This window comes from Bradyrhizobium sp. MI1.4 (genome assembly GCF_055811315.1).
The window spans coordinates 144,220-163,733 of sequence record NZ_JBVVPP010000005.1 but is presented as its reverse complement, the minus strand read 5'-3'; the positions used below and the strand labels follow the sequence as shown (position 1 = coordinate 163,733).

Annotated in this window: 18 protein-coding genes and 1 pseudogene; 6 read left to right on the top strand and 13 right to left on the bottom strand. The window is 64.8% G+C overall.

Annotation, left to right across the window (positions count from 1 at the left end; all coding sequences use genetic code 11):
- Window positions 1–17 precede the first annotated feature (17 nt).
- Window positions 18–887 carry a class A beta-lactamase gene (bla, locus tag AC0L23_RS08190; protein ID WP_085362047.1) on the bottom strand — a complete coding sequence of 290 codons (870 nt, stop codon included), beginning with the start codon at window positions 885–887 and terminating at the stop codon, window positions 18–20.
- Between the two features lie 184 nt (window positions 888–1,071).
- Entirely contained in the window at window positions 1,072–1,446 is a 375-nt protein-coding gene (locus AC0L23_RS08185; protein WP_007598116.1) for a nuclear transport factor 2 family protein, read from the bottom strand.
- A gap of 91 nt (window positions 1,447–1,537) precedes the next feature.
- On the opposite strand from AC0L23_RS08185, the gene AC0L23_RS08180 reads away from it, so the two are divergent.
- Together AC0L23_RS08180 and AC0L23_RS08175 are read left to right on the top strand one after the other, a co-directional pair.
- Complete coding sequence (locus tag AC0L23_RS08180) at window positions 1,538–1,966, top strand: GFA family protein (protein ID WP_473356811.1); 429 nt, start codon at window positions 1,538–1,540, stop codon at window positions 1,964–1,966.
- Window positions 1,967–2,145: 179 nt separating this feature from the next.
- Window positions 2,146–3,978, top strand: a complete 1,833-nt coding sequence (locus AC0L23_RS08175) for a caspase family protein (RefSeq protein WP_085361936.1) — start codon at window positions 2,146–2,148, stop codon at window positions 3,976–3,978.
- A 16-nt stretch (window positions 3,979–3,994) separates the two neighbouring features.
- Here AC0L23_RS08175 and AC0L23_RS08170 read toward each other — a convergent pair whose 3' ends face one another.
- Both AC0L23_RS08170 and AC0L23_RS08165 read right to left on the bottom strand, forming a co-directional pair.
- Window positions 3,995–4,687 (bottom strand): DUF1345 domain-containing protein, encoded by a 693-nt coding sequence (locus AC0L23_RS08170; RefSeq protein WP_085349782.1) that lies wholly within the window; start codon window positions 4,685–4,687, stop codon window positions 3,995–3,997.
- Window positions 4,688–4,694: 7 nt separating this feature from the next.
- Window positions 4,695–5,618: a polyprenyl synthetase family protein gene (locus AC0L23_RS08165; protein WP_085361935.1), complete on the bottom strand. Its 924-nt coding sequence runs from the start codon at window positions 5,616–5,618 to the stop codon at window positions 4,695–4,697.
- A 160-nt stretch (window positions 5,619–5,778) separates the two neighbouring features.
- Between AC0L23_RS08165 and mtgA the strand changes: the two genes are divergently transcribed.
- From mtgA to AC0L23_RS08150, 3 genes are all read left to right on the top strand, one after another.
- The gene (gene mtgA, locus AC0L23_RS08160; RefSeq protein ID WP_085385516.1) at window positions 5,779–6,453 is read left to right on the top strand and encodes a monofunctional biosynthetic peptidoglycan transglycosylase; all 675 of its coding nucleotides are present in this window, start codon (window positions 5,779–5,781) and stop codon (window positions 6,451–6,453) included.
- A gap of 168 nt (window positions 6,454–6,621) precedes the next feature.
- On the top strand, window positions 6,622–6,804 hold the full coding sequence (gene rpmF / locus AC0L23_RS08155) for a 50S ribosomal protein L32 (RefSeq protein ID WP_007598106.1): 183 nt from the start codon (window positions 6,622–6,624) through the stop codon (window positions 6,802–6,804).
- A gap of 143 nt (window positions 6,805–6,947) precedes the next feature.
- Window positions 6,948–7,589, top strand: a complete 642-nt coding sequence (locus tag AC0L23_RS08150; protein WP_026233053.1) for a hypothetical protein — start codon at window positions 6,948–6,950, stop codon at window positions 7,587–7,589.
- A gap of 1 nt (window position 7,590) precedes the next feature.
- Here the strand turns inward: AC0L23_RS08150 and AC0L23_RS08145 are convergent, their stop codons facing one another.
- Window positions 7,591–7,851 carry a hypothetical protein gene (locus AC0L23_RS08145; RefSeq protein ID WP_085385569.1) on the bottom strand — a complete coding sequence of 87 codons (261 nt, stop codon included), beginning with the start codon at window positions 7,849–7,851 and terminating at the stop codon, window positions 7,591–7,593.
- Window positions 7,852–8,071: 220 nt separating this feature from the next.
- Between AC0L23_RS08145 and AC0L23_RS08140 the strand changes: the two genes are divergently transcribed.
- Window positions 8,072–9,766, top strand: coding sequence for a bifunctional diguanylate cyclase/phosphodiesterase (locus AC0L23_RS08140; protein WP_085385514.1), 1,695 nt, complete (start codon window positions 8,072–8,074; stop codon window positions 9,764–9,766).
- Between the two features lie 16 nt (window positions 9,767–9,782).
- Here the strand turns inward: AC0L23_RS08140 and AC0L23_RS08135 are convergent, their stop codons facing one another.
- The 8 genes and pseudogenes from AC0L23_RS08135 to AC0L23_RS08100 all read right to left on the bottom strand — a co-directional run bounded on the left by AC0L23_RS08135 (window position 9,783) and on the right by AC0L23_RS08100 (window position 19,385).
- Entirely contained in the window at window positions 9,783–11,291 is a 1,509-nt protein-coding gene (locus AC0L23_RS08135) for a tripartite tricarboxylate transporter permease (RefSeq protein WP_085361932.1), read from the bottom strand.
- A 4-nt stretch (window positions 11,292–11,295) separates the two neighbouring features.
- Window positions 11,296–11,781, bottom strand: a complete 486-nt coding sequence (locus AC0L23_RS08130; protein WP_085349786.1) for a tripartite tricarboxylate transporter TctB family protein — start codon at window positions 11,779–11,781, stop codon at window positions 11,296–11,298.
- Window positions 11,782–11,935: 154 nt separating this feature from the next.
- The gene (locus tag AC0L23_RS08125; RefSeq protein ID WP_085349787.1) at window positions 11,936–12,913 is read right to left on the bottom strand and encodes a tripartite tricarboxylate transporter substrate binding protein; all 978 of its coding nucleotides are present in this window, start codon (window positions 12,911–12,913) and stop codon (window positions 11,936–11,938) included.
- A gap of 205 nt (window positions 12,914–13,118) precedes the next feature.
- Window positions 13,119–14,732 carry a putative bifunctional diguanylate cyclase/phosphodiesterase gene (locus AC0L23_RS08120; protein WP_473356810.1) on the bottom strand — a complete coding sequence of 538 codons (1,614 nt, stop codon included), beginning with the start codon at window positions 14,730–14,732 and terminating at the stop codon, window positions 13,119–13,121.
- Between the two features lie 184 nt (window positions 14,733–14,916).
- Window positions 14,917–15,894: pseudogene (locus AC0L23_RS08115) on the bottom strand (PAS domain-containing protein); the annotation flags it as partial.
- 316 nt (window positions 15,895–16,210) lie between these two features.
- Window positions 16,211–17,086, bottom strand: a complete 876-nt coding sequence (locus tag AC0L23_RS08110) for a hypothetical protein (protein WP_026233056.1) — start codon at window positions 17,084–17,086, stop codon at window positions 16,211–16,213.
- 37 nt (window positions 17,087–17,123) lie between these two features.
- Window positions 17,124–18,104 carry an amino acid--[acyl-carrier-protein] ligase gene (locus tag AC0L23_RS08105; protein ID WP_085349788.1) on the bottom strand — a complete coding sequence of 327 codons (981 nt, stop codon included), beginning with the start codon at window positions 18,102–18,104 and terminating at the stop codon, window positions 17,124–17,126.
- Between the two features lie 63 nt (window positions 18,105–18,167).
- Complete coding sequence (locus tag AC0L23_RS08100; protein ID WP_085349789.1) at window positions 18,168–19,385, bottom strand: acyl-CoA dehydrogenase family protein; 1,218 nt, start codon at window positions 19,383–19,385, stop codon at window positions 18,168–18,170.
- Between the last annotated feature and the right edge of the window lie 129 nt (window positions 19,386–19,514).

Here is a 19,514-nt window from a genome sequence, read left to right as displayed (position 1 = left end):
AGGTCAATGCGTGCGGCTCACGCCAGCCGCTCGGCCACGATGCGGCCGATGCGTGCGAACACGGCTTCGATCTGCGCCGCGCTCGGCGTGCCGCCCTGGGTATAGGTCGCGATCAGGATCGGTGCATCGGGCTTCGTATCGGGCTTGGGCCAGGCCACCGCGATGTCGCCCGAGGCGTCCTTGCCGTTGTTGCCGGTCTTGTCGCCGATCTTCCAGCTTGCGGGGAGCCCGCCACGCAGCCGGTTTGCACCGGTCTTGCAGCCCACTAGCCACTCCGTGAGCTGCGCACGCGAGGTGGCCGACAGCGCCTCGCCCGTGAGCAGCCGGCGCAGATTGCCTGCCATCGCCGCCGGCGTCGTGGTGTCGCGGGGATCGCCGGGCGGTGAGCGGTTGAGCTCGGGCTCGTTGTGGTCGAGCCGCGAGGTGGTGTCGCCGAGCGACCGCCAGAACGCGGTGAGTGCGGCGGGACCGCCGATCCGCGCCAGCAATAAATTGGCGCAGGTGTTGTCGCTGAGCTCGACGATCGCCTTGCACATCTCGGTGACCGACATTGCGCCGGCGGCAATGTTCTGCTTGGCAACCGGTGCGTACTCCAGCAGGTCGGCCTTGCCGTACGGGATCATGGCCGCAAGCTGATCCTCGCCACGATCGACCCGCGCCAGGACGCAAGCCGCCAGCGAAGCCTTGAATGTCGAGCACATGACGAACCGTTCGTCGGCGCGCCAGGCGAGCCTTGCGCCGGTCGCGAGGTTCTCGGCATAGACCCCGATCCGGCCGCCACTCTCGCGCTCATAGGTTTCGAGCTCAGGCTGCGCGTCTGCGGCGAGCGCGGGGGAGGCGGCGATCCAGTACAGCGAGGCGAGCAGCGAACGGCGGTCGAGAAGCATGGTGGACCTTTTGAGCGAGACGGGGGCGGAGGAGAGATGCGGCATGCACTCCATCCGCATCGTCATTGCGAGCGCAGCGAAGCAATCCGGTCTTCCTCCGCGGAAAGACTCTGGCTAGCTTCGCTGCGCTCGCAATGACGGAGGATGTGGGACGAGTGTGCCCGATTTCGGGCAGCGGAAGCCCTCACTCTCGCAGATCATACCGGTAAGACTTCGATACGATCTGCCAGCCATCGGCGAGCTTCATAGCCACCAGATAGTCCGTGAAAAAACGCGGCGGCAGTTGGCATCGGACCTTGATGAAGGCGGTCTTGTCGTCCGAACGGTCAATCGTGACGATGAAATCCTCGCGCGGCTTGCCTTCGGCCTTGCCGGAGGGGCGCTTGCGCACGCGGTCGAGCCAGTCCGGCACGGTCAGCACCTGCAGCTCGCCCTTCTCGACCCAGCGCAAATCGGCGGAGGGATGGAAGATGGCGCCGAGCTTTTCGGCATCACCCTCGTAAAGTCCGTCGAAGTAAGATTGCACGACGGCTTCGACGCTCGAACGGTTCTGGCTCATGGGTCATCCCTTTGAATGATGGCTCAGGGCGAACTTAGTCGTACACGTCAAAATGCGCTATGGTGTCCGTACCATTTGCTGGGACGCTGTGATGACCGGATCAGAGAATTCGAACGCTCCCTTCCTGATCGGCGAATGCTGCTGCCGCGCCGTGCGCTACGAGGTAGCGGACGCGTTCTCCTATGCGATGAACTGCCATTGCTCGAATTGCCGCCGCACCACCGGCGCTGCCTTCAAGCCGGTCGCCGGCATCGAGCAGGGCAAGCTCCGCATCGTCAGAGGCGAGAACCAGCTCACCATCTACGGTGACGAAACCACCCACGACGCCCACTGCGCCCGCTGCGGCTCGTTGCTTTATTCCCGGGTGCGCGACGGAAAATGGGTCCACGTCGCCATGGGAACCCTGGTCGATGCCCCCTCGATCCGACCGAGCGCCCACATTTTCGTGGGGTCGAAGGCGCCCTGGCACGAGATTACGGATAATCTGCCGCAATATCGGGGCCACATCGGGGATGTCTGAGGGAACCTGCTGCGCACCTGTTTGGCGGCGAACCGCGGCCGGACTGGCGCGACGAACAAAGGGGACCTTTCGGCTTGCCGCCGGCGCCATCTTCGTGACCTCCGTTACAAGCGTCCGCGACGGACCCTGCTAAAGCCGTCCCAAAGGGCGCGAACCGCCCCGAAATCGGAAGTCGTGTCATGCGCAAATTGCTCAGACTTTGCCCAGTCCTCCTCGCCGTCGCGCTGCTATTCGGCGCCGGGCCTGCTTTCGCCGGAAAGCGCGTCGCGCTCGTGATCGCCAACTCCGCCTATCAGCATGCGCCGTCGCTGACGAACCCCGTCAATGACGGTTCGGTGATGGCCCGGACGCTGAAGGAGGCCGGGTTCGACATCGTCGATTCCCGGCACGACCTGACGGCGCAGGAAACCCGGCGTGTGCTGCGCGAATTCGCCGACCGGACCCGCGATGCCGATATCGCCGTGGTCTATTATGCCGGCCACGGCCTCGAGGTCGAAGGCTCGAACTATCTGATCCCTGTCGACGCCAAGCTGGAGCGTGACACCGACGTCTTTGACGAGGCGCTCTCCCTCGACCGCGTCCTGGTCGCGGTCGAACCGGCCAAGCAGCTTCGCCTGGTGATCCTGGATGCCTGCCGTGACAATCCGTTCGGCAAGACCATGAAGCGCACGATCGCCTCGCGAGGCGTCGGCCGCGGCCTCGCCCAGGTCGAGCCGACCAGCTCGAACACGCTGATCGCCTATTCGGCCAAGGCCGGTTTCACGGCGCAGGATGGCGACGGTGCGAACAGCCCCTTTACGGTGGCGCTGTCGAAGCATCTGACGAGGCCCGGCCTCGACGTCCGCCGTGCCTTCGGCTTCGTGCGCGACGACGTGCTCAAGTCGACAGGTAATAAGCAGGAGCCGTTCGTCTATGGCTCGCTCGGCGGCGAGGACGTGCCGCTGGTGCCGGTCAAGGTGACCGCTGGGGCTGCCGCTGCGCCCGCGCCCAACCCTCAGGCCGACATCCGCCGCGATTACGAGCTCGCGCTCCAGGTCGGCAACCGGCCGGCGTGGGAGGCCTTTCTCGCCCAGCATCCCGACGGCTTCTATGCGAGCCTTGCCAAGCTGCAACTCGAGAAAATCGGCGCCGAGCAGGCTCATGCGGCGGCCACCGAGAAGGCGAAACAGGCCGAGGCCGAGCGCGATCGTCTTGCCGCACTTGGCGCGCAGAAGGATACGCAGGCCAAGGCAGCCGCCGATGCGGAGGCCGCCGAGCAGATACAGCTTGCGGCGCAAAAGGCCAAGGAGCAGGCGCAGCAGCAGGCGGCCGCTGCCGAGCAGCAGCGCGTCAATCTCGCCGCCGCGGCGCCGAGTGCAGCGCCCGCCAGCACGGCGGGCCCCGCCGGCACCAACGTCGCCTCGCTGACGCCGGCCATCGCGCCGGCCGATCTCAGCCGCTCGGTACAGACCGAGCTCGGCCGCGTCGGCTGCTTCTCCGGCGCCGCCGACGGCAACTGGACGACATCCGCGCAGCGGTCGTTATCGCAGTTCAACCGTTATGCCGGCACCAAGCTCGACGTGAAGGTGGCGAGCACCGATGCACTCGACACGGTCAAGTCGAAACAGTCGCGCGTCTGTCCGCTGGTTTGCGAGCACGGCTTCAAGACCGACGGCGACAAATGCACCAAGATCGTCTGCCGTGATGGCTATGCGCTCAACGACGACAACGAGTGCGAGAAGCAGCGTGCCGCCAAGCCTGCGACCGCCAAGCCTGCGACCGCCAAGCGGGACGACGGCGACGAGCGTCCCGCACGGCAGCGTCGTCAGGCCGGCGGTGAGGCTGCCGGAGCGGCCGGCGGCTTTGGTGGCGCTGCGGGCATCGCTGCTGCCGCTGGCGCCAGCCGCCGCTCGAGTGGCGGACAGCTATTCTGCAACAACAGTGGCTGTCGTGCGGTCAACCGCGGCTGCCATCTCGAATATCGCGGCGGCGGCGGCCCGGGCAACGATGGCAATGCCGAGGTCTGTAACTAGGATTGCGGAAATGAGTTCAGGTCGAGATCGCGCTCGCCGCGATGTTGACCGTCAGCGCCAGCAAGGCCGTGTTGTAGATGAATGAGACGATGCCGTGCGCGGTGGCGGTGCGGCGGATGGTCTTGTCGGAGATGCCGACATCGGAGACCTGCGCGGTCATGCCGATCACGAACGAGAAATAGACGAAGTCCCAGTAATCTGCGTGGTCTTCCTTGTCGCCGCTGGGAAACTGAAGGCCGCCCGGCGTGGCGTGCCGGTAATAATCATGCGCGTAATGCAGAGCGAAGATTGTGTGCACGGCGGCCCATGACAATACGATGGTGGTGATTGCGATGCTCAGCTCCAGGCCGCCGCGATGCGGCGTTCCAAGCTCGGAGACGATCGCGGCGATGCTGGCGAAGGCGCCGATCGCCGTCACCAGCAGGATCACGAAGCGACCGTCGTCCTGCATCGCTGCGGCGCGGCGGATGTGCTGGTGGTCGTTGCACAGCATCATCGCGTAGACCAGCACCAGATAAACGGCGATCAACGCATCCCAGCCGAACAGAAGCCGCGTGACCAGCCGGTGCGAACCCGGGATGAGCAGGCAGACGAGAATACCAACGGCAAGCGACATGAACGTCCGCGGACGCGCATAAATCAGCCGCATCGGCCGCGACATCTTGCGAAAGCGGGCGAGGGCGGGGTCTTCCTTGCTGCCGCCCGCCATCGCGCTATCAGCTCTTCCGTTCGGCCACGAACCGCGCAGCCGCTTGCAGCACGGCGGCCCGTTCGCCGAAGATCGACACGGCGCTGTCGGCGCGCGCGAGCAGATCGCGCACGCGCTGCTTGGCGCCTTCGATGCCGAGCTGGGTGACGAAGGTGGTCTTGCCGAGCGCTGCATCAGCGCCGGCAGGCTTGCCGAGCGCGGCGGCATCGCCTTCGACGTCGAGCAGGTCGTCGGCGATCTGGAAGGCTTCGCCGAGCGCGCGGCCGTAATCGTCGAGCGCCTGATATTCCTTTTGCGAGGCCTGGCCGAGGATCGCGCCGGCGATGCAGCCGTAGCGCAGCAGCGCGCCGGTCTTCATCTGCTGAATGCGGGCGACGTCGATCGGCTCGTTGCCGCCAAAGCGGCCTTCGCCGGCGAGGTCGAGAATCTGGCCGCCGACCATGCCGCCGATGCCGGCGCAGCGCGCGAGTGCGCGGGTCAGCAAAAGCCTCACATTGGCGTCGCGATGAATCTCGTCGCGGGTGATGATGTCGAAGGCGAGTGTCAGGAGGCCGTCGCCGGCGAGGATCGCGGTCGCGTCGTCGGTCTTCTTGTGCAGGGTCGGGCGGCCGCGGCGCAGGTCCGAATTGTCCATCGCCGGCAGATCGTCATGGATCAGCGAATAGCAGTGGATGCATTCGAGCGCCGCACCGACGAGCAGCGCGGCTTCGCGGGACACGCCGAACACGGCCGCGCTCTCGACCACCAGGAAGGGCCGGAGGCGCTTGCCGCCGTTGAGGCTCGAATAGCGCATTGCGTCCATCAGTCGCTTGGGCCGGGCGATCTCATCGGGCAGGATGTCGTCCGACAGCAGGCGCCCGAGCAGGGCCTCGGTGTCATCAGCGGTCTTGTCCAGACGTTTGGCGAAATCGGACGGGGACGTGCCGGTCATCAAGAAGGGCTCCAGAACTAAAATTCGGCGGGACAATCCTTTATGCGCCCGCCTCAGTCAATCGTTTGGAAGGCCTAAAAAGTGCTGGAAAAGGCCCGAATTATCACAGACTTAATGCCGGGCCCGTGGCCGCGTTTCGTTCTGCGCCGGAAAGGTTGATTTGCGCGTCGTCAAAACCCTTCTCCTGGTGCTCGCGGTCGCGGCTCTCGCGCCCTATGTCGTCGCGCCGTTCTACCGTGCCGGCCATCCCGTTTCGACGCTGATGATCTGGCGCTCGCTGCGGGGTGCGCCGATGCAGCGGGAATGGATCGATCTGGCAGCGATGTCGCCCTCGCTGCCACGCTCGGTGGTGGCGGCCGAGGACGCCCATTTCTGCAAGCATCACGGCATCGACTGGGGTGCGCTGCGTGAGGCGATCGACGATGCGAAGGAGGACGGCACCCCGTTCCGGGGCGCTTCCACCATCACCCAGCAGGTGGCGAAAAACCTGTTCCTCTGGCAGGGGCGGGACTTCGTCCGCAAGGCGCTGGAATTCCCGTTGGCGCTGTGGATCGATCTCGTCCTGCCCAAGGCACGGATCCTGGAGATTTACCTCAACGTCGCCGAGCTCGGCCCGCAGAGCCAGTTTGGGGCCGAGGCCGCCAGCGCCTATGCCTTCGGCAAGTCGGCAGCGAACCTCTCCCCCCGGGAGGCCGCGCTTCTGGCCTCCATCCTGCCGAATCCGGTCAAACGCAGCGCCAGGACGCCGGGACCGGGTGTCCGGCGGCTGGCCGGGACCTATGTGGTGCGAGCGCAGGCGAGCTCGCTTTCGACCTGCTGGCGGGAGAACCGCTGATTTCCGGTCCTTTTCGGGCGCATTTTCCAGCCCAGAGCCCTAGATTTAAGGCAGGCCTTCCTCTATAAGCCCGGCCTTGACCGGCATTCAGCTCGCCTCGGTTTGCGGGTGCTGAGCCGTCCCCTCGCGGACGATGCCCCAAAACACCAATCCCTAGAGGATATTGAAATGGCCGTTCCGAGAAGAAAAACCTCGCCGTCCCGTCGTGGCATGCGCCGCTCGGCAGACGCCATCAAGAAGCCGACCTATGTGGAAGACAAGGATTCCGGCGAACTGCGTCGTCCGCACCATCTCGACCTCAAGACTGGCATGTACAAGGGCCGTCAGGTCCTGAAGAAGAAAGAGTCCTGAGTTCGGGACCTTTCTGTGGGCAGGACGATCGGGCCTGCCTGATTTCGGCCAACCCATGAGATATGACAGTGACGGCGGCGGAGCGAATGCATCGCCGCCGCATTGTCCTGTCTGGATATCTTGATCGAGAAGGCATTTCGCCGATGGTCGGTTTCCCGCTGCTCCTGATCCCGCTCGCGGTCTACAACATCATCGCATTCCTGATGCCGAGCGTGTCCTTTGCGGACGTGCTGTTCAAAGTGCCGATGATCACGGGCGAGGCCTGGCCGGTCACGCTCGCCGACGTGATGCTCGCGCTAGGTATCGTGCTGCTGCTGCTCGAAGTGGTCAAGGGCGCGCGGCCCGGCTCGAAATTCCTGATGGATCATCTGCTGTCGCTGATCGTGTTCGGCGCGGCTGCGGCCGAATTCGTGATGTGGCCGAAATTCGGCAACTCCACCTATTTCCTTCTGGTGCTGCTCGCGATGGCAGATTTCCTGGGCGGCATCGCCCAGCGCACCCGCCGCCGCGTCGCTTATGTCGCCGAAACGACGGTGCCGGCGCCCCGCAAGACCAAGCGCCAGGCCGAGACGCCGGCGGATGAGTTCGAGCCCAAGTTCGAGCCAGTGTCCGCTCCGCGACCAGCTCCGGCGGAGCCGCCCGCGCCCACGGCACAATCGGTCGCCGAATCCGTGCTGATGGATCACCCGGCGCCGAAGCCTGTGAGTGCGCCCTCGCCGGAAATTCCCTCGCCGCATTTGCAGCCGGGCAACGGCACCCAGCCGTCTCCCGACGCGCCGCGCTGATTCAAGCCACCTGCCGCGTGCGCGCGCTAACGCTCGGAAGCGGGCGCTTGCTGCCATAGGCGACCTGCGCATCCTCGGAAGACGCGCGGCGGAGCCGGCTCGCCTGGGGCAGATGCTCGGCATTGGCGATGAGCTGGGCGACGAAGCTGGGATCGGGGCGTGGCAGCGGGGCCTTGTGGACCCACTGCAAAACCGGCATCAGCGGCACCAGGGCCGAGCCTGTGCCGTTGTCCGCCACGTCCCGTTGACCAGTACTCAACATCGCAATCACCGTTGACCGGCCTAGATTGTCGCGTTTCGAGACGCTGGCGCCGGTGCGTGTCATGTACTCGCAAGGCCTATGCCGGGTGAGCCGCTTCGGTTCCTGCGAGCGAGGAAACGTGGTTTCCAAATTGTTTATCAACTTTGCCTAGGGTCAATGGCGAATCTGGCTTTATCCTGTGCCGGCTCAGGACTCCCCGCTGTCCCGAAACGAGGCGATTTTGACCCCCGCATTGCCGCAAGCCTCCGACATCCTGGCTGCCCTCGGCCAGGCCGTGTTCGCCTGGGACATCGCCAGCGATGCCATCGTCTGGGGTGAGCAGGTCAGCGCCATCTTTCCCGGAATTCCCGCCGAACGGCTGGCCACCGGCGCCGAATTCGCCAGGCTGATCGAGCCCGCGCAATCAATGCGGACCGCCGCGCTGGCACAGACCTCCGCCGTGCATGGCGCCGACGGCACGCCCTACCGGGTCGAGTACGGCGTGCGCATGAGCGCCGCCGATCCCATGGTCTGGATCGAGGAGACCGGCCGCTGGTTCGCCGGCCCCGACGGCCGCCCGGTGCGTGCGATCGGCTCCGTCCGCATCAACAATGAACGCCATGCCCGCGACGAGGAACTGACGAAGCTGGCCCGGCTCGATCCGCTGACCGGCGAGCTCAATCGCTCGCATCTGATCGCCGCGCTGGCCGAGGCCATCGAGGAGACGACCCGTTTCCGCTCGACCGCGGCCTTCATGCTGGTCGGCATCGATCATCTCGCGCGTGTCAACGAGGCCTTCGGCTTCGACGTTGCCGACGCCGTGATCCTCGACGTCGCCACGCGCATTCGCGCGCGCTTGCGCGGCGGCGACGTGCTCGGCCGCTTCTCCGGCAACAAGTTCGGCCTGATCCTGAAGAACTGCACCGTCGATGACATGAACGTGGCTGCCGAACGTTTCCTCGCCGGCATTCGCGACGAGGTGGTGCCGACCAAATCCGGACCGGTGTCGGTCACCGCCTCGATCGGCGCGGTCAGCGTGCCGCGCTATGCCCGCAACGCCGATGAAGCCGTCAATCGCGCCCACGAGACCCTGGACACAGCGAAACAACGCCGCGTCGGCTCGTTCGCAGCCTGGCGCCCGGATGCCGCGCGCGACGCCCAGCGCCGCGTCAACATCCGCGTCACCGACGAGATCGTCACCGCACTGAATGAGCGCCGCATCAAGCTTGCCTATGAGCCGGTAGTTGCCGCCCTTTCGCGCGACTGCGCCTTTCACGAATGCCTGGTGCGGATGGACCAGGGCGAGGGCCAGGTGCTGCTCGCGCCCGACATCGTGCCGGTTGCGGAACGCCTCGGCCTGATCCGCCTGGTCGATCACCGGGTGCTCGAGCTCGTGGTCGCCGAGCTCGCGGCCGCGCCGGACATCTGCCTCAGCCTCAACATCTCGCCCGACACCACCATGGATCCGGATTGGTGGGCGGGAATCGAATCGCTGATGCGTGCCCATCCCGGCGTCGCCGAGCGGCTGATCGTCGAGATCACCGAAACCGTCGCGATCCAGGACATCGACGATGTGCGCGGCTTCGTCACCCGGCTGAAGAATTTCGGCAGCCGCATCGCCATCGACGATTTCGGCGCCGGCTACACCTCGTTCCGCAATCTGCGCAAGCTGGGCGTGGACATCGTGAAGATCGACGGTGCCTTCGTGCAGAACATCACCCGTTCCGCCGACGACCGCGCCTTCGTGCAGACCCTGATCGACCTCGCCCGCCGCCTCGACATCAAGACGGTGGCCGAATGGGTGCAGGACGAAGAAGCTGCGAACATGCTGCGCGACTGGGGCTGCGACTACATCCAGGGCCGCCTGATCGGGCTCGCCTCAGCCGACCGCCCCTGGGGCGCGCCGCCGGATAACGTGCTGCCCGCGGCAGGCTGAGACACCTGCCAATCCCTCACGCGCCCTCATCCAGCGCCACGAGCTCGCGCTTCTTACGCAGCGCGGGTAATAGCGGCGCCATCAGCAGCACCAGCGCGAGCGCAAGACACGCTGCCGAGATCGGCCGCTGCACGAAGGTCCAGAGGTCGCCCTGCGACAGGATCAGCGACTTGCGCAGATTGTTCTCCATCATCGGTCCCAGCACGAACGCCAGCACCAGCGGCGCGGGCTCGAAGCCGAGCTTGCGCATGAAATAGCCGACGATGCCGAATGCGATCATCACGTAGACGTCGAACACATTGTTGCTGGAGCAGTAGACGCCCAGGATCGTGAACAGGATGATCAGCGGGAACAGGATGTTGTAGGGCAGCTTGAGCAGCTGCACCCACATGCCGATCAGCGGCAGATTGAGGATCAGCAGCATGACGTTGCCGATATACATGCTGGCGACGATGCCCCAGAACAGGCCCGGGTTTTGCGTGATCAGCAGCGGTCCCGGTTGCAGGCCGTGGATGACGAAGGCGCCGAGCAGCAGCGCCATCACCACATTTGGGGGGATGCCCAAGGTCATCAGCGGAATGAACGCGCCGCCGGCCGCCGCGTTGTTGGCGGATTCGGGACCCGCTACGCCCTCGATTGCGCCATAGCCGAAGCGCTCCGGCGTCTTCGACAGCCGCTTCTCCAGCGCATAGGACGCGAACGAGGCCACTACCGCGCCGCCGCCCGGGAGAATGCCGAGCAGGAAGCCAAGTAACGTGCCGCGCGCCACCGGGCCGGCGCTCGCCTGCCAATCGGCCTTGTTGGGCAGCAGCTGCGTGATTTTGGCGTTGATGATGTCGCGTTTGATCACCTGCTCGGTATTGAGCAGCACCTCGGCGACGCCGAACAGGCCCATCACGACGGGGACCAGTCCTATGCCGTCGATCAGCTCCATGCGGCCGAATGTCAGCCGCGGCTGCGCGGTGATGCTGTCGAGCCCGATCAGTCCGAGCACGACGCCGATACATGCCATCAGAAGCGCTTTCGGCATCGATCCCTGCGTGAGGAAGGTGAGCACGACGAGGCCGAGCACCATCAGGCTGAAATATTCGGCAGGGCCGAACGCGATGGCGATGTTGGCGAGCCGAGGCGCCACCAGCATCAGTGCAACGAGTGAAAATGTGCCGGCGATGAACGAGCCGAAGGCTGAGATGCCCAGCGCGGGGCCGGCACGACCCTGCTTCGCCATCTGGTGGCCGTCAATACAGGTCACGACGGAAGCCGCCTCGCCGGGAATGTTGACCAGGATTGAGGTCGTCGAGCCGCCATACATCGAGCCGTAATAGATTCCCGCCATCATGATGATGCCGGATTCCGGCGTTCCTGACAGTGTCACCGGAAGCAACAGAGACATCGCCGAGATCGGCCCGATGCCCGGCAGCACGCCGACCAGCGTGCCGATGAAGACGCCGATGAAGCAGTAGAGCAGGTTGATCGGCAGGAGAGCGACGCCAAACCCATGCGCGACGTTGAGAAGCGTATCCATGCGATCAGCCGATCCCGAATAGGCCGGAGGGTAACTGGATCAGCAGCAGTCGCTTGAGCATCCACCACATGCCGAGCGGTGCCAGAGCGGCGATCGGCATCGCCAATGTCCACCGCAAGGGATCGATCAAGCGCAACAAAAGCAGCATGAGCGGGATCGATGACAGTAGGAATCCCAGCGGCTCAAGGGCAAAAGAAAACGCGGTAAGGCAGACGATGACGAGTAACGGCTTGCTCCAGCTCACGTTCTGCCAGCGCGAAGCCAGCGTTGGTCCGCCCTCGGTGATGGCCGAGATGATAATGCTGGCCGCGAACACGCACATCAGGATGCCCGTGTAGAAAAGCACGTAGCCGGAGCCAGGGTCGTTGATGGTGCCGAGCTTGAGCTTTAAGCCTTGCCAGATCACGAAGCCGCCGAGTGCGAGCCCGATCAACCCACCCCAGAGTTCGGAGTTGTTGAGGCGGAGTTTGACGGTGGTTTGGTCGTTCATCAATACCTCTCGGCCGTGCCGGGACGCTATGCGGCGCGAAGCGGTGCGCTGCAGATCCGGGATCGATAGATGCGTGGCAAAGGTAGATCCCGGCTCTGTGGTGCAGCGCTGGAGAAGCGCTGCACCACGCCCGGAACACGAAAGTGGCTCAATACTACTTCTTCGCAAGCCCGAGCGTATCGATCACCTTGCGCTCCGATTCCGTGACCTCGACGACGAACTTCTTGTAGTCCTCGGTATTCTTGTAGCTCGGCACCATGTCGTATTTGGCGAGCGTGGCAATCACTGCGGGATCCTCGACTGCCTTCTTGAAGGCGTCGTGCAGCTTGGCGACGATCTTGGGATCCATGCCCTTGGGGCCGGCGATGCCGAACGGGGAATCATAGACCATGGGATAGCCGAGTTCCTTCAGCGTCGGCACGTCAGGATAGTTCGGTGATCGCGCGCCGGTCCACACCATGAGAAGCTTCAGCTTGCCGGCGTCGACCAAGGGTCGCCAACCGGTGGAGTCGGCCTGCAGCATGGTGTGCTGGCCGAGTACCGCGGCGTTGGTCTCTGCCCCGCCCTTGAACGGCACCTGCGTGAGCTTGATGCCGGACATCGCGGCGATCTGCTCCATGCCGATATGAAGCGAGGTGCCGGTGCCGGGCGTCGCGTAGGTCACCTTGCCCGGATTTGCCTTCGCGAACTCGACCACGTCTTTCCAGGACTTGAATTGCGACTCCGCGCTGGTGGTTACGCCGAAGGTGTAGCCGGTGAGATGTATGATGTAGGTAAAATCCTTTGCCGGATCCCACGACACCTCCTGCATCAGGGGCAGGCGGAAGACGGTGATCGGAAGCTGTGAGATGGTGTAGCCGTCCGGCTTCGCAGCCGCGGCCATGGTGGCCGGTCCAACCGTACCGCCGCCACCGGCTTTGTTGTCGATCACGATGGGCTGCCCCAGGACCTTGGACGCGCTGTCGGCGATCGCGCGCATCGAGATGTCGGTCGATCCGCCGGCCGGCCATGGAACGATCAGCGTCACCGGTTTGGTGGGATAATCCTGTGCACCCGCGGCGGTTGCGAGCAGCGCGCTCACGACGGCATGCATGGCGGCAATGGCAAAGGTCTTCAGCCCGTATCGCGACATCGAAACTCCTCCCTCGCGGTGGCCTCGTTCGGACCGCCGTTTCTCATTGTTATGACGGGATTGTCCCCGAAATCATGGGAGAAGAAAAGCGCATTGCGCGGCGGCCCCGCAGGGGCGATACGGTGATCCCGCCGAAAAGCGCACATGCGACAATTGGTCGTTTGGAGGCGTGCCGAGATACGGAATTTGGCTCTCGGCTGAGCCCTTACGCCACACGGCGGACTGCGCTCAGCGTCTCGATCATGCGTCCGACCTCCGCGGCCGGCGAGGGCTTGCCGAAATAATATCCCTGCACGGCGGTGCAGCCGCATTCGCGGACGAAGTCGAGTTGTTCGATCGTCTCGACGCCTTCCGCCGTGGTCTCGACGCCGAGCACCGAGCCGAGGCTGGCGATGGTGCGGACGATCGCCACGCTCTCCGGGCTTTCGCCGAGCGTGCCGACGAAGGAGCGGTCGATCTTGATGCGATCGAACGGAAACTTGCGCAAATAGCTCAGAGAAGAATAGCCGACCCCGAAATCGTCGAGGCTGACGCGCACCCCCAACGCGCGCAGCTGGTGCAGGATCTCGATCGTCGCCTCGCTGTCGTCGAGCAGCGCCGTCTCGGTGACCTCGAGCTCGAGCCGATGCGGCGGCAGGCCGGCCTCCGCAAGCGCGCTCGTCACCATCGTCACCAGCCCGCGCGATCGGAACTGCACCGGCGACAGGTTCACCGCGACCGTGAGATCGGGCCAGGTCGCGGCGGTCGCGCAGGCTGTGCGCAGCACCCACTCTCCGATCGGAACGATCAGCCCGTTCTCTTCCGCAATCGGAATGAATTCGGCCGGCGGGACGAGGCCGCGCGAGGGATGTTTCCAGCGCAGCAGCGCCTCGAAGCCGGTAAGTTCGGTGGTGTCGAGCCGCACCTGCGGTTGGAACGCCAGGTGGAATTCACGGGCCTCCAGCGCGCCGCGCAGATCGTGCTCGAGCGCGTGCCGGCTGCGCGCCTCTTCCTCCATTTTGGGCTCGAACAGCTGATAGGCGCCGCGCCCCTTGGCCTTGGCCTCGTACAGCGCGAGGTCGGCGCATTTCATCAGCTCGTCGGCATCGAGCCCGTGATCGGGAGCGATTGCGATGCCGACGGAGACGCCGACATGGATCGACTGGTTCTCCAGCGGCGGCGGGTGACCGATGATCTCCACCAGGCGGCGTGCGAGCCTTTCCGCCGATTGCGGCTGCGGTCCGCGCTGGAGAACCGCGAACTCGTCGCCACCGAGCCGCGCGACGGTGTCGTGCTCGCCGACATTCTCCTGCAGCCGCGCCGCGACCCAGCGCAACAGCCGGTCGCCGGCCGCGTGTCCGAGGCGGTCGTTGACGGTCTTGAAATTGTCGAGATCGAAGCACAGCACGGCCATCGCGCCACCTGCGATTGCGACCTGGTTCAGCCCCTCGCCCATCTTCTCGCGGAACAGCGTGCGGTTGGGCAGGTCGGTGAGCGAATCGTGCCGCGCCATATGCGCAACGCGGGCCTGGGCCTTGTGGCGCTCGGTAACGTCCTCATAGGTGACGACCCAGCCGCCATGCTCCATTCGCTTGTGATTGAGCTTGATGATGCGGCCGTCGCCCAAATAGCGGTGCAGTGTGTGCTCGCCCTCGCGCAGCCTCTCGACATAGTCGGCATAGAGCCGCGCGGCGGTGGTGTTTGGATGGATGCCGAGCTCGCAGCTGTGCTCCATGATCTCGCGCATCGACACACCCGGCTTCACCAATTCGGGTGACAGTTCGTACATCTCGATGTAGCGCCGATTGCAGACAATGACGCGCAAGCTCGAATCGAGCATGCACAGGCCCTGGCTCATGTTGTTCAGGGCCGCGTCGAAGCGCCGATACTGCTCGCTCAGCTCCTCGACTGCGTGCTCGCGCTCGGTGATGTCCTCGTAGGTGGCCACAAAACCACCCTCGGCCAGGGCGCAAGCGCACGGAGATCGTGGTGCCGTTCGACATCCGTCGGCGTATCGGCGAGGAGTTGCGGTCAGCGATCCTTGCGCTGGCGGCCTCCAGGAGGTGTCGCGGGCTATACTCGGAAGAGAACGCGCCGTTTGCCATCGAGCGTTCGATCAGTTCGCCGAGATGCGTGCCCGGCTTGGCTTCCTCCGGCGAGAGCCGATAGATCTTCCGGTAGGTGGTGTTGCAGACGCGCAGGCGCATCTCGCTGTCGTAGAAGGCGAGTCCGTGCGCCATGTTCTCCAACGCCGCATCGAGCATGAAGTTCTGGTGCCTCAGCATCTCCTCGTATTGCAGCCGCTCGGTGACGTCTTCGTGCACCGTCACCCAGCCGCCGTCGGGCAGAAAACGGGAAACCACCTGCACCATCCGTCCGTCATAGCGCATCACCAGCAGGGTTTTCTCCTTCCTGGTGCGCACGTCCTCCAGCCTGGTGTCGTGGAATTCCTCGCCCGGCATGCCCGGCAGGTTGCCGCGCGACATCCAATGCTCGATGACCGTACAATGCGAGACGCCCGGCTTCACGATTTCCGGGTCGAGGTTATAGAGATTCAGGAAACGTTCGTTGCAGACGACGACGCGGCTGTCGGCATCGTACATGATCAAGCCGTGCGCCATGTTGGCGAGCGCGTGCTGGCTGCGCTCGGTCTGCACGCGCAGCTCCGCCTCGAGCCGGGCGAGGCGGCTGACGTCGTCGCAGATCGTCATCCAGCCGCCGCCGGGAAGCGGCTTCAGCTCGAGCGCCATGACGAGGCCGCTCGCGAGTGTCTGTTGAGTCCGGAACGGCTGGCCGGCTGCGATCCGCGCCATGCGCGCGGCATAGAGTGCGTCGACTTCCCCCGCGGGGATGTTGCCGAGGGCCACACTGTGGGCGAGCACGTCGCGGTAGCTCGTGCCGACCCGCACGATTTCGGCCGACATGTTGAACAGGCTGAGATAGCGCTGATTGACCAGCACGATCCGGTTGCCGGCATCGTAGACGCAGACACCCTGTTCCATGTGGTCGAGTGCAAGCTGGCTCAGCCCGACCAGGGCCTTCGGGCCCTGCTCGCGGCGTGCATCAAGCTCGTTGTCGCGGATCGACGTCATGGGGCGGCGGGGTCTCGGCGGGCAATAGACTTAACGCAGGGCAATTCAGCCGCCGAGGCTAGCGAACAGGCGGGAAAATTCCCTTAAGCGCCGTAGTTTACGGAGGGTGACCGTGATGCAGAGATGCTGCCAATGTGGAGGGGGGTGCAAGGTAGCGTCGCGCCGGTCGGCCTGCGCAATTGCGCCTTAGGCCCGGATGGACATCGAATGTCTGGTCCAAACGGGCCTACGGCCCGTACAGCACGAGTTCCGTATCCGTGAGATCGGCGAGCTGCGGCCGGTGCGGGCCCTTGAAATATTTGCGGCCGCGACGCTCGGTGTAGATGCCGACGAGGCCGGGAACGGAGCCGTTGGAATCGACGGCGACCGCGATCTTGCCGAGCCGCAGCAGCAGCCGGCCGATGCGGCCCGCGCATTCGGTGTACTCGGCCGCGTTGCGGCAGTAGATCAGCTTCATCGCGGGCGGCGCAATGATGCCACGGCGGATGCGCACCGGTTGCAGGATGAAGGGGAACGCTCCCTTCGGCGTGCGGCAGACGAGGCTGAGGCAATTGTAGCGCGCATGCCGCGTCAAGAGCTCGGTCTCGGCATCGGAAAGCCCGTCGATCGTTTTGGCGTGCTGCGAGATGACCTCGATCTTGCTCCAGCGTGGGACGCGCGCCAGCGCAGGCACGGAGAAGAATATACCCCTGCAATAGGCGCGAAAGCCCTGCGTCTCGATGATCGGCCAGGTCCACGGCGCCGGGCTGATGTTGAGATAGGTGACGTCCTTGTGCCGCTGCGCGATCTTGGTCAGGAGCGGGGCGTAGTTGCGGTAGGCCGGATCGACGTACCAGCTCGACAAATTGCACTGGATGGCGGTCTCATCGCCGTCCCTCCGCGCCGTGTAGATCAGCAGCAGCACGCCGACCGGCGTGCCGTCATTGTCGAGCATGTAGCCGAAGCGCGGGTAGCCATCCGGTACCGGTCGGAAGGCTTGCCGGCGCAGGCCTTGGATCCAATAGCCGCGCGAGCGCCCGACGAAGCCGCGCGTCAGCAAGTCCGCGACCGCATCGACGTCGGACTCGGTGATCTCGCGGCATCGGACCTTGGTGTGGATCACGCTCGTCTTTCCCGTGGAAATGACCGGCCTCGTTCCGTTAGCGCCCGCCTTCGCCGTGGGCATCGGCCGCGATCTGCGGCTGCAGGACCATGATCTCCCGCACCTTGGCGGGCCAGGCGGAAGGGTCGGTGCCGTGGGTGTGGAACATGGCGACCGCCAGCCGGTCCATGCCGAAAGCGACGCAGCCGGTGTGGGCCGGCTCGCCATTGGCGTCCTTGATGTCCCACGTCGTGCCGAAATGCTCGCGGTGATAATTGAAGCTCATGCAGGCGGTCGGCTGCTCTTCCGAGCGCAGCGGGATCAGCAGTTCGAACTTGAGCTGCTGCTGCTTCTGGCTCACGGCCTTCATCTGACCGACGCGGCCGAAGAACGGATCGCTGGCATAGTCGACGCGGAAGGTGAGACCGAGATCGGTCGCAATCGCCTGCGCGCGCACCATCCAGCGCTCGCGAAAATCGGCCACGTCATCGGGGCTTCCGATGCAGACATATTCCCGCATCCGGAACGATTGCAGCCGGTCGAGATGTTTTGACGGTTCACGGCGGAAGCAGTCGGCGGCGACGTCGAAGCGCAGGCCACCCTTCGGCAACTGGCCGCGGCTCGCCGCGATCGGATAGACGGGATAGCAGGCCGCCGGCGACAGCACGAGGTCTGCCGGCGAGAGCGAGCTGGTCCAGTCACCGCCGGCGTCGAAGCGGCTTACCGCGGCGTTGATCTCGCGCTCGGTGCCGTGCAGGCCGCAGACGCAGCCGAGCAGGTTCGGAAAGCTCTTCAGGTAGCCGGATTTTTCCAGCTGGGACCGGCTCATCACCGGCGGGAAGCGCATCACCTCGGTGCCGGCCTCGCGATGGCTCGTGATCAGCGCGGCGAGCTTTTCGACGATGCCTTCATAAAGAGCGGTGCGGGCATAGACGCCGTCCGAGCCCATCGGATGAAAGAGCTTGCCGGCGAGATGATCCAGCGGATCCGCGATCTGCGGCACGGTCTCGGGCGAGTTGGGGAGAACAGCAATGTTCATGTCGGCTTCCTGCTATCTGAAATTGTTCTTATTGAACGAAGGCACGTCAGTCTCGAAAGCTCGTCAGTCCCGAAGGCTTGTCGGCACGCCGCTCATCAGGGTCGACGTCGCGGCATTGGCCAGAATGCGGTCGTTGTTGATCATGATCGGCGACGACAGCACGTCGCGCAGGTGGCGGCCCATCGTGAACTCGCCGTCGTTGCGGTAGCCGGAAAGGCCTGCGGTGCGCATCGCATGCATCACGGTCTCGACCGCGAGCTCCGAGGCCTGCACCTTCAGAAGCGTGATCGAAGACTGGAAGTCGAGCGAGCCGAGCGCGCGTTCATCGTGCTCGGCGCGAGCAAAGGCGTCGATATTGGCCGATATCAGCGCCCGCAGCTTGGCCAGCGACATCTTGGCGGCGGTGAAATGTGCGGCTGCCGGGGGCATCTGGCCCCCTGAGGTGCGGGCCGCCTTACGGACGAAGGCCTGCGCACGGGTGACGGCGGCTGCAGCGATACCAGCCCAGGCCGAGGACCAGCACAGATGCGCGAACGGCGTCATGGTCTGGGCGTGGATCTTGTCGTAGGATTCCGGGAAGACGCGATCGGTCGGGCAGTCGACCTTCAGCTCGAAACCGGTCGAGCAGGTGCCGCGCATGCCGAGCGTTTCCCAGCCCAGCGTCCGCTTCAGCGAATAATCGTCCCTGGCGAGCGCCAACAGCACCTGGTCGGACGCAGAAGCGTCTGTGGCGCGGCGGGCGATGGTCACGAGGCCGTCGGCCTCGGCACCGTAGGAGATCACGGTGGCGTCGCGCAGCAGCGAGACAGTGTCGCCGGCGACGTCGACGGCGGCGGCGCTAGCGCGGATGTTGCCGCCGTTCTGACCTTCGGTGGTGGAGGAGGCGAGCAGCCACTGGTCGCGTGCGACCCGGCGCATCATGGTTTCCATCCAGGGGATGCCGTGGCCGTGCCTGACGACGCAGGCGACCTTCGTGGTGTGCATGGCGTAGATCATCGCCGTGGAGGCGCAGGCGCGTCCGAGCGTGTAGCAGACGTCGGTGACGTCGTGGATCGAGGCACCGAAGCCGCCGAACTCGGCCGGGATCATGACGCCGAGCAGCTTCTGCTCACGCGCAACCTCGAAAGCCTTGTGGGGGAAGCGGGCATCGCGATCGACCCCGTCTGCGTCGGCAGCCGCCACGGTGGCGGTGCGGGCGGCGCGCTCAATGAGAGAGGGACCATGCTCGAGAAAGCTCGTCTGCGTCTCGTCGACAGTGAGGACTGCTTCACGCACGTTCATACTCGTCCGCCTCCGGTTTGCCGTTCAGGATCGCTGGCATCATTCGCGATGCCGCTTGAGCGATTCCTTCGACCATCTTTGCTTATGAGATGAGGCTACGGATTTAATTCAAATTCGTCGATGAAATAG

Coding starts and splice junctions, on each gene's coding strand:
- bla (WP_085362047.1), bottom strand. CDS start 887: ATGCTTCTCGACCGCCGTTCGCTGCTCGCCTCGCTGTACTGGATCGCC.
- AC0L23_RS08185 (WP_007598116.1), bottom strand. CDS start 1,446: ATGAGCCAGAACCGTTCGAGCGTCGAAGCCGTCGTGCAATCTTACTTC.
- AC0L23_RS08180 (WP_473356811.1), top strand. CDS start 1,538: ATGACCGGATCAGAGAATTCGAACGCTCCCTTCCTGATCGGCGAATGC.
- AC0L23_RS08175 (WP_085361936.1), top strand. CDS start 2,146: ATGCGCAAATTGCTCAGACTTTGCCCAGTCCTCCTCGCCGTCGCGCTG.
- AC0L23_RS08170 (WP_085349782.1), bottom strand. CDS start 4,687: ATGGCGGGCGGCAGCAAGGAAGACCCCGCCCTCGCCCGCTTTCGCAAG.
- AC0L23_RS08165 (WP_085361935.1), bottom strand. CDS start 5,618: ATGACCGGCACGTCCCCGTCCGATTTCGCCAAACGTCTGGACAAGACC.
- rpmF (WP_007598106.1), top strand. CDS start 6,622: ATGGCCGTTCCGAGAAGAAAAACCTCGCCGTCCCGTCGTGGCATGCGC.
- AC0L23_RS08150 (WP_026233053.1), top strand. CDS start 6,948: ATGGTCGGTTTCCCGCTGCTCCTGATCCCGCTCGCGGTCTACAACATC.
- AC0L23_RS08145 (WP_085385569.1), bottom strand. CDS start 7,851: ATGTTGAGTACTGGTCAACGGGACGTGGCGGACAACGGCACAGGCTCG.
- AC0L23_RS08135 (WP_085361932.1), bottom strand. CDS start 11,291: ATGGATACGCTTCTCAACGTCGCGCATGGGTTTGGCGTCGCTCTCCTG.
- AC0L23_RS08130 (WP_085349786.1), bottom strand. CDS start 11,781: ATGAACGACCAAACCACCGTCAAACTCCGCCTCAACAACTCCGAACTC.
- AC0L23_RS08125 (WP_085349787.1), bottom strand. CDS start 12,913: ATGTCGCGATACGGGCTGAAGACCTTTGCCATTGCCGCCATGCATGCC.
- AC0L23_RS08120 (WP_473356810.1), bottom strand. CDS start 14,732: ATGCTCGATTCGAGCTTGCGCGTCATTGTCTGCAATCGGCGCTACATC.
- AC0L23_RS08105 (WP_085349788.1), bottom strand. CDS start 18,104: ATGAACATTGCTGTTCTCCCCAACTCGCCCGAGACCGTGCCGCAGATC.
- AC0L23_RS08100 (WP_085349789.1), bottom strand. CDS start 19,385: ATGAACGTGCGTGAAGCAGTCCTCACTGTCGACGAGACGCAGACGAGC.